Below are 17,855 nucleotides of genomic sequence, written 5' to 3'. Positions count from 1 at the left end.
CTAAAAAAAGAAGCCTAGATTTAAAAAGTTGTTAAACATTATTTTTTTTTATTAAATTGGATTAATTTTTTCTGTGTTATTTATGAATTTTCAAAAATAAAGCCATGAAATGCAAATTTTTGTTTTTCATATTCTTATTTATCGCTATTGAACATTGTCTCTTCATTAATAGTTTTTGTACATTTGAGTTGTGGGATTCGGGGTCCGGGTTGCGAGATCCGACATCCGAGACTTTGATTCGGGATTCTGGGTATGAAATCCAGAATTGAGAATAGATTTTGAATCTCACTTAATAACAAAAAAAACACCTATTACAATATGTCTTCAAGTATTTCTTCCAAAACATTTGATTTTTTAAAAAAGTTAAACAAAAACAATAACCGCGAGTGGTTTAATGAAAATAAAAACTTATACACAGAATCGCAGCAAAACGTGGTTTCCTTTCTGGATGAGCTCATCAGAGAGATGTCCGGTTTTGATGAAGAACTTGCCAGAATAGACAGTAAAAAAGCCTTATTCAGGATTTACAGAGATACCCGTTTTTCAAAGGACAAGTCACCTTATAAAACCAATTTCGGAGCTTCTCTGGGAATGGGAAAAGGAAATCAGAAAGGAGGTTATTATCTTCACCTTGAACCCGGAAAATCCTTTTTAGCCGGAGGAATCTATATGCCTGAATCTTCTGTACTGAAAGAAGTCCGTAAGGAAATTTCTTTGTATGGAGATGATTTCCTGAAAATTCTCAATAATAAAGATTTTAAAAAACATTTTCCGGAGCTTGATCAGGAAGATAAACTGAAGAAAGTCCCTCAAGGCTTTGAAAAGGAAGACCCTATGGCAGAATACCTCAAGCTTAAAAACTTTATTGTGATATACTCTCTGAAAGATGTGGAAGTACTGGACAAAAATGCAGTGAAAAATATGAGCAGCGTTTTCAAGCTGATGAAACCTTTCAATGATTTCCTGAATACGCCTCTGCTTTAATTTGTGATCATAAATCGCAGATTCAACAGACAACTGTGTGTATTCTTACCGGCCACGATGTTTAAAACATGTGTTGCAGAGATAAAGATATCTCTGTGACAAATTGAGAATATCTTAAAATTCAATGGGGTTACAAAATCAAATTTTAAAATTCAGTACTGAAAATCAAGCTATTACAATTAACATTTTTTAAGAAAAGTTTTACATTTTTATGTATCTTTGCTGTTCGCCAAAAAGCCAACAATGTCTTTATACCAAAAAATTGCAGAGAAACTACAATACATAAGCCCGAATTTTTACAAAAAAAGATATTTTAAAACTTTAAATAATCTTAATAAAAACAACTTTTCGGAACGTAATGTAGAACCGGAACTGGTATGGATCAAAGAATACCTTTCTAAAAATGCTGTAATCCTTGATATTGGTGCGAATGTAGGAACTTTCCTTTATCAGTTGGAAAAAACGTTAAATCATGACCATATTTATGGTTTTGAGCCTAACAAAAAGCTTTGCACACGATTGAAAAGACTGTTTCCGGGCATGCATATCTTTCCTCTTGCTCTTTCTGACGAAAACAGAATTGCTGAGTTCAAAGTACCCATTATAAACGGAAAAACGGTTGCTTCCCGCGGTACTTTAAACACGGCTTACAAAGAAAAGGGAGAAGAGAAAAGTTATACAGAGAAAGTAAAAGTGATCAAGCTGGATGAATGGGCAGCACTTGAACATTTCAACAGACTTGATTTTATCAAAATAGACGTTGAAGGAAATGAAATAAAGACCCTTTCCGGTGCGAGAGAAACTATCAGACAGTTCAAACCAACCCTTATGGTTGAGATGGAACAAAGACACCATGAAACGCCTATCTGGAATGAGATATCCGAAGTGATGAGCTGGGGATATGACGCCAAATATCTGAACAGAAACAGTTTTACGCTGGAGGATCTTACAGAAGATATTATTACACAAAATACAAACGACGAAAAAAATAAAACTCAGTACATCAACAATATTATTTTTATACCTAAAAACATTTAAAACAACTTTATGAGTGTAGTAGCGAGACAAGGCTTCAAATATTCCATTATCGGTTATATTGGTTTTTTGCTGGGCACCGTTTCCGCAATATTCATATTTCCGAATGATTTTGAATTTTACGGAAAGCTGCGCTACAGTATGCAAACCGCTGAAATGCTCGTTCCTTTTGTTGTTTTTGGTATTTCTTATGCGAATGTAAAATTTTTTAACGCTTTACAGAAAGAAGGAAAAAACCAGAATATGCTTTCACTATCTCTTGTGACTGTCCTGATCAATTTTCTCATTTTTGTTACTGTATTTTTTATCCTCCCCTATTTTTATCCGAAATTTGTACATTCAGAAGCATGGAAAATTAAAAAAATTATTTTACCCTTAATTTTAATTTTGTCACTTTGTGCTATTTTCAATAAATACACTTCAAATTATAAAAGAATTGTCGTCTCGAATATCTTTGACAATCTTTTCCCTAAAATAGCAAATCTGGGGGCTTTCTGTCTTTTCTTCTATTTTTCTTTGTCTCAGAATATTGCACTGGCTTTTTTCTTCGGAATATTTGCGCTCATGCTGTTCGGGTATATTTATTATACCAATAAGCTGGAAAAAATAAAGTTCGACATCAGCACAGATTATTTCAAAAAAAATAATTTCTGGAAGGAATTCCTGAACTACAGTTTCTTTGGATTTCTGGGAACGTTTGGAAATTATCTGGCGATCAACAGTTTTATGATTGGAGAATTTATGGGAATGGAAGAAAACGGGATATATTCCGTTCTCTATGCTTTGATTTCTCTGATCTCTATCCCCCAACTGGGACTATTCAATATTTCGGCTCCGATTATCAGTAAAAATCTGGCAGACGGAGATATGGTAGAACTGGACAGGTTCCATAAGAAAACTTCTTTAACACTTTATTTCCTTGGTGCTGTGTTGTTCTCGTGCATTATGGTTGGATTTCCATATCTGACGCAGTTTATGCCAAAGAACGGAACCATGCTCAGAGAGTACGAGCCGGTAGTATGGATCTGGGGCTCTGCTGTATTGATCGACCTTGCAACGGGATTCAATGGAAATATTATTTCACTCTCAAAATATTACAGATTCAATATTCTGGTCATGCTTTTACTGGCCGGATTAACGATCGGACTGAATTATTATTTTATTAAAAACACACCACTTAAACTGATCGGAATTGCTTTATCTACAGCTATTTCACTTACGATTTACAATGTGGTGAAGATTGTTTTCAATTATATTGTATTTAAAGTTTCGCCTTTAAGTATTGAAATGATTTTCGTGTCTATTATCTGTACTTTAGCCATTACAGTAGCCATTGTTCTTCCTAATTTCAACAGCAACCTGCTTAATCTTGTTTACAAACCTGCAGTTGTTCTGGTACTGATCTATATCGGAAATTACTTCACCAAGATTTTCCCGGTTGAAGATTATCTGAATATGAGGTTTATCAAGAGTGTATTTAAGATAAAATAAGAGAATAATCCAGACTTTTTTAGATCAAAGATGTTAAAAATTGTTCCAGTCTCTTCTGAACTTCTTTTCTGCTGTATGTTTTATAAAAATCAAATAGAGTTTCCGAAACAGTGCTTAATTGTTCAAGAACATTTTCTTTTTCAGCAATAATAAAGTCTAATTTTGAGGGATAATTTCCTGGAAAAACAGCCAGTTTCCCATAGGCTATGGCATCGCCCAGGTTTCCTGTCATTTTAGTCAGTCCATAGGTTTCTTTCATGCTAAAGAATTCTGTATCCTGCTGAATCGGGCACCACAAAACGTCTGCTTTCTGCATCCATTTTTCAAAATCCCCGGAGGACACTCTTTCTGAAAAATAGGTAATTTTAATGTTTTCGGGTAATTCTCCGGACAGATTTTCAAGTTGTTTTAACTCGTGTCCGCCTGCTTTTCCAAGGAAAACAAACTGGCAAATCCTGTCTGTATGGAGATTCTGAATAGTTTTAAAAATATAGGCGTAATCTCTTCTCTTTTGCGAAACACCGCCTGGAATTACGACCATAAGATTTTCATTTTTTGTCCTGTCAAAATCTCTGGTATAAAACAGCGGCAGATACTGATATTGATCCGAAATCAATGCTTCATCCAGTACAAAAAGAGACCGGGATGTCTGATACACTTTGGTCTTGTACAGCAACCCTTCTTTCAGCCACAATTTTAACCTGAAAATAACATCTCCTTTGAAAACGCTTTTTATCAGGTCCAGCTTTGAAGATTTTATGAAATTAAGATTATGGGTAATAACTGCTGTATTGTACTTTTTTGTTACTGCAAAAAATGTATTAAAATAACGATGAACAGTTCCTATTACCACAAGGTCATATCCTTTCCCTTTTAACTGATCCAGAATCATGGAACTGTCTGATAAGAAAACAGATTCGTTATGATGGCTGATCTGATCTTTTATCCTTTTTGAAAAATAATAGTCTACGGCAAAATCCTCAGAACCTTCCATAATATCCATGAAAGCCTGAGCAATTTCTGCATGAGTGTCTATTTCTATGTACGCTATTTTTTTCACGGGTTAACGGGAGTTATATCTTAAGTTTGGCTAAAGCCAATGGATTTTTTTTTTTAATTAAACGGGCTAAAGCCTGTTTCTATTGATGCACATTTACAATGTATAAAATAATTTATCTTTTACATCTTCAGCCATTTCTTTTTCAACATTTTCAGACGCTGATCATTAACGGCTTTTTGTTCTTCTTTTGTAATTTTCAATTCTAATTTCTTTGATCTGCAGTTTTCATAAGACCTGATAATATCAAAGAAAAATGAAGCAGACTTACTTTTCACAGCTTCTTTTGAGGAGGCTATGTATGCCAGAAACCTGTTCAGTCCTAAGAAATAAAAATATCTTCCGTAATAATCCGCAGGGCGTATCGTGTAATCGGCTCCTTTTACTTTAATCAGCTTTACATGCAGCTCCGGAAGAACAACTTCTTTCCATCCAAGATTATCCAGTAAAATGGAATCAATATTATCCCAGCCCAGTGTTTCCCTTATGCCGCCAATCTGAATAAAACATTCTTTACGGTAGGCCTTCATAGGACCTCTTACATGATGTTTATTGGAATTTCCCTCATATACCCAGTTTCCGTCTTTTTCAATATACAAAAGACCTCCTACCAATCCAAATTCCGGATGCGTGGCAAAAGCTGTTTCTACTACTGACAGATAATTTTCCGGAAGAATGATATCGGCATCAAATTTACAGATAATATCAAATTCATCCATAGCCTGGGTCTGAAGTCCGTTTTTGAAAGCGTGAACCACTTTTGATCCCGGCTGATGTTCAGATTTCTGAAGGTTGACCGTTTCAAAACGGGAATCAGCTTCCATATATTTTCTGATCACCTCAGCTGTTCTGTCTGTAGAACCGTCATTCACTACCACTACTTTAAAATCTTTGCTGCTTTGCTGTTGTAAAGAATCAAGAGTAAATGGAAGGTTGTTTTCTTCGTTATGGGCAGGAATTATGATTAAAAACCTCACGAATTATAGTATAAATGATGAATAATAAATGATCAATGATGAGAAGCTTTTGAGGGCATCAATTACCATTGATCATTTATCGTTGATGAATTTATTTGTTATGCGGTTTCAGCATGTTCTTCGGATCAAGAATTTCGTCCAGCTTTTCCTGAGAGAGAATTCCTTTTTCCAGAACAAGATTGTAAACGCTTTTCCCGGTTTCCAAAGCTTCTTTTGCAATCTGTGTAGACTGTTTGTACCCGATGTAAGGATTCAATGCCGTTACAATTCCGATGCTGTGTTTCACCATATTCAGGCAGACTTCCTTATTGGCCGTAATTCCAACCACACACTTGTCGCGAAGTGTATCCAAAGCATTGCAAAGGAAGTTGATATTTTCCATGATGGCATGAGAAAGTACCGGTTCCATTACATTCAGCTGTAACTGTCCTGCTTCTGCTGCAAAGGTTACCGTAAGATCGTTTCCAATCACTTTGAAACATACCTGGTTAACCACTTCCGGAATTACAGGATTTACTTTCCCCGGCATAATAGAAGACCCCGGCTGCATTGGCGGAAGATTAATTTCAAAAAGGCCTGCTCTTGGACCTGATGAAAGTAATCTTAAATCATTACAGATTTTAGACAGTTTTACTGCAAGGCGTTTCATTGCTGAAGAGTAGATCACATAAGATCCTGTATCTGGAGTTGCTTCTACTAAATCCGGTGCTGAAACAATTGGGAATCCCGTAATCTGGGCTAAATTTTTAGCACAAAGAGTAGCATATCCTACCGGAGCATTCAATCCTGTTCCGATCGCTGTAGCTCCCATATTTACTTCTACAAAAAGGTTTGCATTGTTATTCAGCTTGGAGATATCCTCTTCCAAAGTGGCTGCATACGCTTCAAATTCCTGCCCTAAAGTCATCGGGACAGCGTCCTGAAGTTGTGTACGTCCCATTTTGATTACATCCTGAAATTCCTGTCCTTTTGCACGGAAAGCAGTGATAATTCTTTCTAATTTTTCTACCAGCCCAATGTTCATCTGAAGCAATCCCATTTTGATAGCTGTAGGATAAGCGTCATTGGTAGACTGAGAAAGGTTGATATGATCATTAGGCGAACAGAATTCGTATTCTCCTTTATTTTTTCCTAATTTTTCCAATACGATATTAGCGATCACTTCATTCGCATTCATGTTGATGGAAGTTCCTGCTCCCCCCTGAATCATATCTACCGGAAACTGCTCATGATATTTCCCTTCTACAATTTCATCACACGCTTCTGCTATTTTAAAATACAGGTTTTCGTCCAGAAGTCCTAATTCATAATTGGTTTTTGCTGCTGCTTTTTTAACAAAAGCCAACCCTTTTATGAAATCCGGATACGAAGACAAAAGCTGTCCTGAGATTTTAAAATTGTCGATAGCCCTTTGTGTCTGAACCCCATAATAAGCATCTAAAGGCACATTCAGTTCGCCTAATAGATCACTTTCTTTTCTGAAATTTTCCATTACAGATATTTTACTGTTTTTGATCGTTTAAAGATAGCAAAAACGCATCTAACCGATGCGTTTTAATTTGAATTATTTTAGTGGATATTTTTGATTTAAAGCCTGGAGTATTGCCCATGTTTCAGCATCCATGATTCCGTCATAATTTTGTGGACGGAAGTGGTACTGGAATGCTTCAATTGTTTTCTTGGTAGCATCATCCCATTGTCCGCTAGGATCAAGTGCATATCCGAATTTCTGCAATGAAGTCTGAATAAGGAAAATAAAACTGGACTCATTATATTTTGCTGCCAGGTCAGCTTGTGCAGGTTCAAGATAAGTCTGTTTAGCAGCTTCATCATACCACATTCCAACCTGATATTCGTCATAGAGCTTTTTCCACGGAAACATCGGTCCCGGATCCTGTTTTCTTGTAGGAGCAATATCTGAATGCCCCAATACGTTTGTTGGCTGGATCTGATATCTTGTTACAATATCTTTAACCAGAGCAGCCACTTTTTTCACCTGCTCATCACTAAAAGGGGCAAAAGTTCTTTTACCGGTACTATCTGTGGTATATCCTGTATTTACAATTTCAATACCGATAGAATTATCGTTAAGATTTTTATCATTTCTCCATGCACTTATCCCTGCGTGGTATGCTCTTTTATTTTCATCTACCAATTGATAGATCTCGTTATCTCCGGTATTATTTACCAGATAATGAGCACTTACTGCCTGTTGGGTAAGAACACTGATTGATTTATCATCTGCAAGAGCTGTATAATGTAATATCAGATAACGCTGTCTGAAATTCTGGGCCACTGCAGGAAAATAAGTTTTTACCACTTTATATCCGCCCGGTTTTGCAGATACAATAGAACCATAACTCACCGTATTATCATTTTTGGTTGGATCTGCTATATTGGTCGTAAAAAATTCTACTCCATGATCAGATATAACTTTGGGTTTTGGAGCAACCGGAGGTTTTGTCTGAACCGTTGGTTTCGCCTGTGTTATTGGGGTTTTCGGTTTGTAAGTATTTTTTTTCACATTTTGCTGAGAAGTACATGAAAAAACAAATGTGCTTAATCCGATGATATATAATGTTTTACGCATCAGTTTGGTTTTTGGATGATTTATTAGTTCAAAAATACACAAAATTTTCTTGAATTTTATTTGGTAAATAAAGAAATCTGTTCTATATTTGCACTCGCAATAACGGAACAACGATCATTAAAAAATAAACAAAAAGGAGGGTTGCCGGAGTGGTTAACGGAGCAGTTTGCTAAACTGTCGACGCGAAAGTGTCGCAAGGGTTCGAATCCCTTACCCTCCGCTCTTCTATATATTCGGGGCGTAGCGTAGTCCGGTCATCGCGCCTGGTTTGGGACCAGGAGGTCGCAGGTTCGAATCCTGCCGCCCCGACTTTTTAATGTGCTTATTACTAAGCGGGAATCAACTTCTAAGGGTGCGTAGCTCAGCTGGATAGAGCATCTGCCTTCTAAGCAGACGGTCAAAGGTTCGAATCCTTTCGCGCTCACAAAAAATCTCACAATTTTTATTGTGAGATTTTTTGTTTTTAAAGGGTTACAATTTTATTTTACAATCCAACAATTTTAATGAATCAAACAGGCTAGAGCATCCCGATTTCAATCGGGACGGCAAAGGTTCGAATCCTTTCGCGCTCACAAAAAATCTCACAATTTTTATTGTGAGATTTTTTGTTTTTAAAGGGTTACAATTTTATTTTACAATCCAACAATTTTAATGAATCAAACAGGATAGAGCATCCCGATTTCAATCGGGACGGTCAAAGGTTCGAATCCTTTCGCACTCACAAAAAATCTCACAATTTTTATTGTGAGATTTTTTGTTTTTATTAACTTCATACAAATTGATCTGCACGATTTATTTTCATCAAAAAATCTTGAACTTTTTGTTTATATTAGTTCTATATGCTATTGTTATATACTTCATTCTAAATCTTTGGATAAATTCTATGTGGGACATTCCTCAGAGCCTTTACAGGAAAGGTGAAAAAGATTCAAAGGATTTACCACCACATAAATAACCATAGTATTTTTAGAAGATTGAAGAAATTCAATAAGAACAAGCTTAACCAAAAATTATAAAAGCCGGATAATCTCTGTTTAATCCCTGATAAGCTGTTTAATTTCATCCTGGTATTTTCTATTCTGCTTTCTGATTTTCATAACAAAATAGGAAAAGATACTTAGTATAAAAAGTCCAAGAATCATCATCCCAGCCATAAAATAATTATATCTGGTGGCTAGCTTTTCACTTTTTTTCAGAGTCTCCATATTATGAACATCAATAGCGTGATTGATAGAGCTTAATTCACTCTGCTCTCTTTTGAATTTCGTTTCAAAATATTTCTTGCTGTACACCTGATAAAGGTCCGGGTTTCCCATTGCCAGATAATTATCCGCCATTTCTTTATAAATTCCTTCATTAAGAGTCAGGTCTCCCGCTTCCCTACCCAGTTCTTCAGCTTTTATCAGCAGTGTAAGAGCTTCCTGATTCTGATGTTTTTGTTTATTCATCTCCGCAAGGCCCTTTAAAGCAAATGCCTCCAGGCTTTTTGCTTTGATTAACCTTGCCAGATTCATAGATTTCATAAAAGCTGTTCCGGCATTGTCGGGCTGGTTCAGATTGAGATAACAGTTCCCTATATTGTAATAAATGATGCTTTGGTTAAAATATGTTTTCTCCTGCTCTTTTACTTTTTCAAAATTTCTGATGGCAATTAAAAATTCCTGAAGAGCTATTTCCGGATTCGACTGACTTTTATAAATCATTCCTCTTAATGCATAACTTCTCGCCGTTTCAAAATGTCTCAGATAAGAATCTTCCGGAAGTTTTGTGAGATATTCATCAGCTTCATCCAGTGTTTCAAGACTTTTGCTGAAGAGTTCCATCTGCTGATACTGCACGGCAGCCGCAATCAAAAAACTGGTGTGAATTTTAGGATCATTCGTTTTCTGAAGCAATTCTCTTGCTTTTAGAATATATTGCAGAGATTCATCAAAGTTTCTTTTGGCAATTCCCGCTGTGGACAAAATCAGATAAATTTTAATGGATTTCTCAAGTCCGTTTTCTTTTCTAAGCAGTTTTTTTCCAATACTGGTAGCATAATCCGGATTGTTATAAATCTCACGGTTGGCAAGCTTCATCAGGGAATCATCAGAAATTTCCTGTCCTGAAAGAGCTGTCTGGAAAAGCAAAACACTCAGTAAAATGATATGGATAAAGAATTTCATCAGCTTTTATTTTTTATAATTTCCTGAATGTAGGTATTGGGAGACATCCCCGTGATCGATTTAAACACATTTGTAAATGCTCCGTGAGATGAAAACCCTGCGTATTCCGCCAGATAGCTTACTTTATAATTCAGATAGGCAGGATCTGTTTTCAGAAGCCGGGCAATGTGATCAATTCTAAGCTCATTAATATAGCCGTTAAAATTTTTTCCTTTGTTATTATTGATCACTTCCGACAAATATTTGGTATTTATTCCTGTCTGAGCAGATAAGATCGCCAGCGACATGTTCTTGTTCAGGTAACTGTCAGATTTTTCCCAGTCTTTGAGCTTCTGCAGAATTTCTTCTTCTTTTTCTTTTGAAATTTTAGAGAGATCTTTTTCCTGGGCTTTATTTTCTTTTAAAATTTCGATTGGTCTTTCAGCTACTCCTCCTGTTATTTCTTCTTTGAATTTCAGTTTTTCAAAAAAAACAAGCTGCTTCTTAAAATCTTTGGCTCTTGCGGATTCAATCAGAAAATAAGCAGTCATTATCAGGATAAGAACTAAAATAATACTTCCTGCTATCCGAAGCTGGTTTATCTTATTTTGTTTCTGAAATTCAAGATTTTTATTATGGTAAGTTTCAAGCAGCTTTACAACATACTGAATCCCTTCTTTTTTGTTAGAATCCAGCTTTGCTTTCAGATCTGTATATAATTTATTGTAGTAGTAATATTTTTCATCATTATTAAGAGCCAGATAGTTGCGGGCAAATAATTCGTAAAAAATAATTTTCAGATCGTTATAAGGAAGATTTTCGATTTCAGAGAATCCTTTTTCCAACTTTTGGATGGCTGTATTATAGTCTCCTTTCATAAAATAGTATCGGGAAAGACTTTCATAAGCAAATGCACAGATAAAGGCATTATTTCCATGCTTTTCAATATCCGCAATGACACTATCAAACAATTTTTTTGATTCTTCCAGTTTGTTCTGACGTAAGAGAAAAGTAGACCTGAAAATGCTATTTTCCCATCTGATAATTCTGTTTTCTTCATTTGTACCAGTGAGATAAGAATCACTCTTATCCATATTCAGTACAGCAGACTCATAGTCTCTTACCATCCCTGCATTGATAGTCTGAAGCTGAAATAACTTGGCGAGAACCATACGTTCTTTTGGATTCTGGCTTTTTAACAGATCCGGATCTTTTAAAATACCTGCAATGATTTTTTTTGACTGCCCATACAATCCTAAATTCTGATACTGATCTGCCAGATTATAATCATCAAACAATTGGATGAATTGTGAAAGATTCCCTCTTTTATCATCTTCTTCCTTCTGATTGGAAATACTTACGGATTGCACATAGTTTCCCTGTAGGGCATAAGCCTGGGAAATAATATTCCGGAGAATGACTTTATGTTCTATATTTTTATCACTGATCAGAAGACTTTGTGAATAGCTGATACACTCTTCAGGATTCTGATATAATTTCTGAAATGCTTTATCGGTTAAAATACTGAAATCCGGAGCCGGCTGCCCATTTATAAAAACCGGGCACCACAAAATGAAAAACAATATTACCATATTACTTTTCAGCATTTTTCTTACCATGAGGACCATTTTCCCACTGTTCTTAACTGATATTTCTATCATTACTCCTTTTAAACCACAAAATCACATATTACTGATTTACAATATTTTAATTTTAAAATTCTTGTAAATTCAGTGAATTATGCAAGCACATTCCTTGATGAGGGGCAAATATAACGCTAATATTGTTCAAACCTTTAAGTCGATTCAAAATATTAGACTTATTCTCAAATTTCAATGTAACCATCACACCTATTAGCCATTATTATTAAAAGAAATTAAAGAGAATATCACTATCATCTAATATATGATTTTTTAAGACATCAATCAATCATCTGTATTCATTAATATAGAAAAGAAATAAAACGCAGACAATAAAGGCGGTATCTAATCTTAAAAAAAATAAAAATAAAATGAGAAAACACTACTTATTATGGATGATTTTCTTCCTCTCAGTTTATCAACTGAATGCACAGACTTACTGTGTTCCTACTGCCGGAGCTTCAGGCCAGAACAATTACTTAAAAAATGCTGTTTTTTCTGATCAGGGAGGTTTATATTATACAGCCACCGCATATCAGGCTTATGCAGATAATTCTTCCAGTCAGATCGTAACTTCCTATCCTGGAGGAACAGTGAACGTTCATCTGGATTTTGCCGGATCAGGAGTAAAATCCTATATCTGGATCGACTGGAATAATGACGGGGATTTTGATGATTTTTATGAGAATCCACTAGGCCCATCAAGTTATTCGGTTGTTGATGATCAGTTTTTTATTCCGCCTTCTCAGGCATCGGGAATATATAGAATCAGGGTACAGAGCGGAACTTCATTTCCCAATCCGGTAAATCCGTGCGGACCTAACAATTATGGTAATTTTGTAGATTTCAGTTTGAAGATAGATGCTTCTCCGGCCTGTTTTGTTCCAACAACTCTTACTTCTTCCGGTATTACCAACAATTCTGCAATTATTTCCTGGACTGCCCCAACTACAGCACCAGGAAGCTATGAATATTATTATACTTCTTCCACTACTATTCCGGATGCCTCTACTCCGATATCGGGAACCAGTAATACAGTCTCAGCACCAATCAGCGGACTTTTGCCTTTTACGACTTACTATTTTTATGTGAGATCAGTTTGCGGTACATCTAAAAGTGCATGGTCTTTAAGGGGGATATTTAAAACCAAGTGCGATGCTAAAACTTCAATGTTTGAAGATTTCGAAAATGCTGCAAGCGGGCCTAATAACGCTGACTGCTGGGATAGAATTATTTTGGGAACAGGATATCAGACTATTGCTTCCGGTAGTGGTGTGAATAACAGTAAAGCGATGTATCAAAGCGCTAATGGTGCAGCCAACACAACCATCGCCGTACTTCCAATGTTCAGTAATGTAAACGCTGGAACCCATTGGTTGAGATTTAAAGCCAAAGTAAGCAGTACAGCCGGAGTATTAGATATTGGCTATGTTACCAGTGATACTGATGCTTCTTCTTTTGTGAATATTCAATCTGTGAATATCAGCAATACGATTTATGACGGTTATGAATACAGCGTTGTAGTGCCCAATACCGTTCCTGCCAATGCAAGACTGGCCATAAGACATGGAGGAGTTCCTTCTGTGAGTATTTACTGGGATAATGTATACTGGGAGCCTAAACCAACTTGTCTCATTCCTACAAATATTGTATTATCCAATGCAACCAGTGCAACAGCGAATATTACATGGACAGCACCCTCTCCTGCACCAGCAATGGGATATGATATCTACTACAGTACAAACAACATTGTTCCAACCTCATCTACAGCTCCCAGTATAACAGGGGTAACAGCAAATCCTTATACTATCCAAGGATTAAACTCTGCAACAACATATTATGTCTGGGTGAGATCAAGATGCAGCTTCTCCGATCAGAGTGCATGGAGTAATATTGCTTCTATCCTGACTCTCTGTGCACCTGTGGCTGGTTTATCCGAGAATTTTGACTCTTATACTACAGGGCTGTTAACCAATGCTCCATGCTGGGGAAGAATTGTAACAGGAATCGCTGGCGTAAACATTAATGGAAACGGAGCTTTCTCCGGAACGAGACATATATTACAGCGCAGTATTTCTGCAGGAGATATATCAATTGCCATATTACCCGTATTCACGAACATCAATGCCGGAACCCATTCTTTAAAATTCAATGCTTATTGCAGTGTTAATACGGGAAAATTAGAAGTCGGATATATGACCAATCCGGCGGATGCTGCCAGTTTCACATTGATCCAGCAGCTGGATATCACAAATACATCCTATACTCCAGCTACAGGAAGCAGTGACTACACTGTTACGATTCCCAATACCGTTCCTGCAGGAGCAAGGCTGGCCATCCGCAATACATATGCTCTTTCAGGGAATGCACAATATTACTGGGATAATATTTCATGGGCTCCTACCCAGACTATGAATGTACATGAGAATACAACCCAAACAAAAACCGGCATCTACCCTAATCCTTTCACTGATGTAATTAAGTTTACTGAAAGCAAAAATCTAAAATCAGTCAGAATCTACAGTACTTCCGGGCAATTCATCACTGAGATCAGAAATTTTGAAAATACCATTTCATTAAAGGATCTGGCATCAGGAGTATATGTAGCAAGAATGGAAATGAAAGACGGTACTTCTCATACCGTAAAAGTTATAAAGAAATAAATGTTGTCTCTGCCATTAAAAGCGGCTGAAATTGATCTGTCGCTTTTATGGCAGTTTTTTTCCCCATAAACTTATTCAATGAAAGACTTTTACTTTGTTTATACTCCGGATTTTACTATAATAAAGCAATGGTTCATACTGATCAGAAGGCTGTTGCTTACGGTATCTCTTTTTCTGTCTGCCACCAATACTCTTTTTTCCCAAAGAGATACTGAACATTGGTTTGCTCCTATGATGTCCAGACTTAATGATTCCAATAAGCAGGCTTTATTTTTATCTACAGATTCCATGACTCCTTTTCCTGTTACAATCTATAACAATAATACCGTCATCGGAACTGTAACTATCAGTAAAGGTAATCCTCAATCTTTTGACATTCCTGTGGATCATATGATTACAGGATTACAATCGGAGGCTTTTAAAGTAACCGGACGAGGTCTTTATCTCAAAGGAGACAAACCTTTTTTCTGTACTTTCAGGTTTTCCACAAAAAATCATGGAGAAATCCTTACGTCCAAAGGAAAAGCTGGTATTGGAAACAAATTTTATGTTGCTTATGGGCCTATTGCTACAGCTTCTTCCAATAACAATTTCACCTGTGGAGTACTTGCTACTGAAGACAATACAATGGTAACAGTATCTAATTATGGAGCTTCCGTTCAATTCTCCAATGGGACTACTGGTACCAACACGCCTTCAATGACTTTTACCTTACAAAAAGGGCAGTCGTATATTATAGAAGGTACAGGAAACCAGGCAGGAAACCAAAGCGGTTTTATTGGAGCTAAAATTGAGTCTAATAAACCCATAAGTGTCACAAACGGAAACTTCAATGGCCAGATTACTAATTCTAACAATGGCGGTGATATTTTAATGGATCAATCAATTCCTGTTGAACGCTTGGGAGATGAGTTTGTTCTCGTTAAAGGAATGGCTCCGATTGCTTCTAATGTAGAAGGTGCTATCGTAACGGCAACAGAAAATAATACACAGGTCTATCTTAATGATGATGTAAACCCTATAGCCACCCTTAATGAGGGGCAATTCTACCACATCAACTCTTCTTCTTACAGTAATCAGAACAGCAGCGGACATTACAATATGCGGATCCGGACAACTAAAAGAGTTTATGTTTACCAGCTTATGGCCGGAACTTCAACTTCATTTGTTGAGATTACTATTGGAGCCAATTATATACCCCCTCTCAGCTGTTTTCTTCCTAAGAAAATTGATGAAATAGGGATGATCAATATATTACCTTACTACACAACTATTACGCCTGCCGTTAAGCTTAATATTATAACCGGGTCCGGGGCAACGGTAACAGTTAACGGAACACTATTAACCTCTGCACAGGGTCCGTTTCCAGTCACCGGAAATGCAAATTGGGTATCTTATTCTGTCTCTAATATTACAGGTAATGTTACCGTTCAGTCTACCCAAGCAGTTACAGCAGGAATTGCTGCCGGTGAAGGAAATGTAGGCTACGGTGGTTATTTTGCCGGATTTTCTTCTATCCCTGTTATTGCAAGGAAAAACGGAACCTGTATTCCCGGTATGACCCTGGAGGTAGATGACAGTTATTCTTCCTATCAGTGGAATTTTAATGGAGCAGCTATTCCGGGAGCAAACAGCAATACTTACACTCCTACCCAGCCGGGAAATTATACAGTGACTGTATCAGTGGGAGGAAGCTGTCCGCCTGCGACAACTCCTGTTTATAAAGCATTTTCCTGTCTGGTACAGACAACAAAAGCGCTGACAGTATGCTCGACAGGCACCCCTTTGACTATAACCCCAGCTTTTACTAATTCTTCCCAAACTCCGGTTCCGGGTACTGTACAGATCATCACTCCGCCAGCCAATGGTACACTCCATGTAAACCCTACAACAGGACTGCTTACTTATACAGCTAATACAGGGGCTGCAGCCGATACATTCACTTATAAATTCTGTGGTAACGTTCCCGAATTTACCGATTGTGAAGAAGTAAAGGTAAACATTACCGTACAATCAGTGAATGTTGTCAATACTACAATCAAGGCCTGCAATAATAACGGAACAGGAATTTTTGATCTTACTTCCGCCAATGTGGGAGGTCCGTCGGGAAGTATAAAAAAGTATTACCCAACCTTAGCAGATCTGACGGCTGGAACCAATGAAATTATACAGGCTAATGCTTATGTATCTGCTATTCCTAAAGATATTTATGTAAAAGTTTCAACTCCTGAAGGATGTTCTGCCCAGGCAAAAATCAGTCTTTTGTTCAGTCTTTCCCCACAGGTTCAGAATGCTTCTTTAGCGTCATGTTATATGGATTCAGCTCCGGATAAAGGAAGTTTTAATCTTACACAGGTTTCGGTTACCAATGAAACAGGTGTTACAAAAGAATATTATAAAACGATACAGGATGCCGTAGCCGGAATCAATGCTATTCAAAACCCTAATGCCTTCATCTCGACCAGCGGAACAATATACATTAAAGTAATTAATGCTACTGGTTGTTATACTATTGCAACGGTAACTCTTACCGTTACCCTGCCTCATCCTTCTCCTTTGCTTAAAGATCAGTTTATCTGTTTTAATTCTACAACCACACTGGATGCAGGAACGGGATATCAGTCATATGAATGGAGCACAGGCGCTACTACCTCATCAATCTCCGATGCAGGAGTGGGAAATTACTGGGTGATTCTGGAACATGATCATTGCTTTACCAAACAGAATATTACGATAAAGGCCGCTCCCCAACCTGTTATCAAAAATATTGATATTGAAAATAATAAAGCTACTCTTACCGTAACCGGCGGACAGCCTCCTTATCTATACTCTCTTGATGGTGCCAGCTGGCAAAGCTCTAATATTTTCATTAACCTCCCGAACGGACAGAACAAATTTTACGTAAAAGATTCTTATAACTGTGAACCTTTAAAAGTAGAATTAACAGTTATTAATCTGATCAGCGCTATTACGCCTAATGGTGATAATATTAATGACACAATTTCGTATGCAGATTTTGCTTATAAAAAAGATCTGTCTTTTACGGTGTACGACAGATACGGCAACAATGTTTTTACCGGGACACGCTTTAACAATTACACATGGGACGGTATGTTCAGTAATAAAAAACTGTTTACCGGAACTTATTGGTACAGCATCACCTGGAAAGAGCCAGCTCTGCAGGATGCCATCATTAAATACACCGGATGGATCTTGTTGAAAAATAAAGATTAATTCAAAGGCTCACAGCCACTGTCAAGTTCAATTTAATTTA

11 protein-coding genes and 3 tRNA genes are annotated in these 17,855 nt (G+C 36.9%); 8 read left to right on the top strand and 6 right to left on the bottom strand.

Annotation, left to right across the window (positions count from 1 at the left end):
* Nucleotides 1–318: 318 nt before the first annotated feature.
* The 3 genes from AC59HC_RS22140 (at nt 319) to AC59HC_RS22130 (ending at nt 3,510) form a co-directional block, all read left to right on the top strand.
* The gene (locus tag AC59HC_RS22140; RefSeq protein WP_343644243.1) at nt 319–984 is read left to right on the top strand and encodes a DUF2461 domain-containing protein; all 666 of its coding nucleotides are present in this window, start codon (nt 319–321) and stop codon (nt 982–984) included.
* A 243-nt stretch (nt 985–1,227) separates the two neighbouring features.
* Complete coding sequence (locus tag AC59HC_RS22135) at nt 1,228–2,022, top strand: FkbM family methyltransferase (protein ID WP_202839813.1); 795 nt, start codon at nt 1,228–1,230, stop codon at nt 2,020–2,022.
* Between the two features lie 9 nt (nt 2,023–2,031).
* Complete coding sequence (locus AC59HC_RS22130; RefSeq protein WP_429816230.1) at nt 2,032–3,510, top strand: lipopolysaccharide biosynthesis protein; 1,479 nt, start codon at nt 2,032–2,034, stop codon at nt 3,508–3,510.
* A 19-nt stretch (nt 3,511–3,529) separates the two neighbouring features.
* Here the strand turns inward: AC59HC_RS22130 and AC59HC_RS22125 are convergent, their stop codons facing one another.
* From AC59HC_RS22125 to AC59HC_RS22110, 4 genes are all read right to left on the bottom strand, one after another.
* Nucleotides 3,530–4,570, bottom strand: coding sequence for a hypothetical protein (locus tag AC59HC_RS22125; protein WP_496559382.1), 1,041 nt, complete (start codon nt 4,568–4,570; stop codon nt 3,530–3,532).
* Nucleotides 4,571–4,689: 119 nt separating this feature from the next.
* Nucleotides 4,690–5,544 (bottom strand): glycosyltransferase family 2 protein, encoded by an 855-nt coding sequence (locus AC59HC_RS22120; protein WP_496559381.1) that lies wholly within the window; start codon nt 5,542–5,544, stop codon nt 4,690–4,692.
* 91 nt (nt 5,545–5,635) lie between these two features.
* Nucleotides 5,636–7,036 carry an aspartate ammonia-lyase gene (gene aspA / locus AC59HC_RS22115; RefSeq protein ID WP_227943907.1) on the bottom strand — a complete coding sequence of 467 codons (1,401 nt, stop codon included), beginning with the start codon at nt 7,034–7,036 and terminating at the stop codon, nt 5,636–5,638.
* Nucleotides 7,037–7,108: 72 nt separating this feature from the next.
* Nucleotides 7,109–8,134, bottom strand: coding sequence for an N-acetylmuramoyl-L-alanine amidase (locus tag AC59HC_RS22110; RefSeq protein WP_496559380.1), 1,026 nt, complete (start codon nt 8,132–8,134; stop codon nt 7,109–7,111).
* Nucleotides 8,135–8,269: 135 nt separating this feature from the next.
* On the opposite strand from AC59HC_RS22110, the gene AC59HC_RS22105 reads away from it, so the two are divergent.
* The 3 genes from AC59HC_RS22105 (at nt 8,270) to AC59HC_RS22095 (ending at nt 8,558) form a co-directional block, all read left to right on the top strand.
* Nucleotides 8,270–8,354, top strand: a tRNA-Ser gene (locus AC59HC_RS22105).
* A 14-nt stretch (nt 8,355–8,368) separates the two neighbouring features.
* Nucleotides 8,369–8,443, top strand: a tRNA-Pro gene (locus tag AC59HC_RS22100).
* Nucleotides 8,444–8,484: 41 nt separating this feature from the next.
* Nucleotides 8,485–8,558, top strand: a tRNA-Arg gene (locus tag AC59HC_RS22095).
* Between the two features lie 610 nt (nt 8,559–9,168).
* Here AC59HC_RS22095 and AC59HC_RS22090 read toward each other — a convergent pair.
* Nucleotides 9,169–10,299 (bottom strand): hypothetical protein, encoded by a 1,131-nt coding sequence (locus AC59HC_RS22090; RefSeq protein ID WP_496559379.1) that lies wholly within the window; start codon nt 10,297–10,299, stop codon nt 9,169–9,171.
* Nucleotides 10,299–11,939, bottom strand: a complete 1,641-nt coding sequence (locus AC59HC_RS22085; RefSeq protein ID WP_496559378.1) for a helix-turn-helix domain-containing protein — start codon at nt 11,937–11,939, stop codon at nt 10,299–10,301. Before AC59HC_RS22085 ends, AC59HC_RS22090 begins: the two co-directional genes overlap by 1 nt.
* 350 nt (nt 11,940–12,289) lie before the next feature.
* Between AC59HC_RS22085 and AC59HC_RS22080 the strand changes: the two genes are divergently transcribed.
* Together AC59HC_RS22080 and AC59HC_RS22075 are read left to right on the top strand one after the other, a co-directional pair.
* Nucleotides 12,290–14,581 (top strand): fibronectin type III domain-containing protein, encoded by a 2,292-nt coding sequence (locus AC59HC_RS22080; RefSeq protein ID WP_496559377.1) that lies wholly within the window; start codon nt 12,290–12,292, stop codon nt 14,579–14,581.
* Between the two features lie 78 nt (nt 14,582–14,659).
* Nucleotides 14,660–17,815, top strand: a complete 3,156-nt coding sequence (locus tag AC59HC_RS22075; RefSeq protein WP_496559376.1) for an FIDD domain-containing protein — start codon at nt 14,660–14,662, stop codon at nt 17,813–17,815.
* Nucleotides 17,816–17,855: the final 40 nt, after the last annotated feature.

It is taken from the genome of Chryseobacterium sp. DZ-32 (assembly GCF_059587025.1).
The sequence above is the reverse complement of the archived record's forward strand: the minus strand, read 5'-3'. Positions and strand labels throughout refer to the sequence as shown.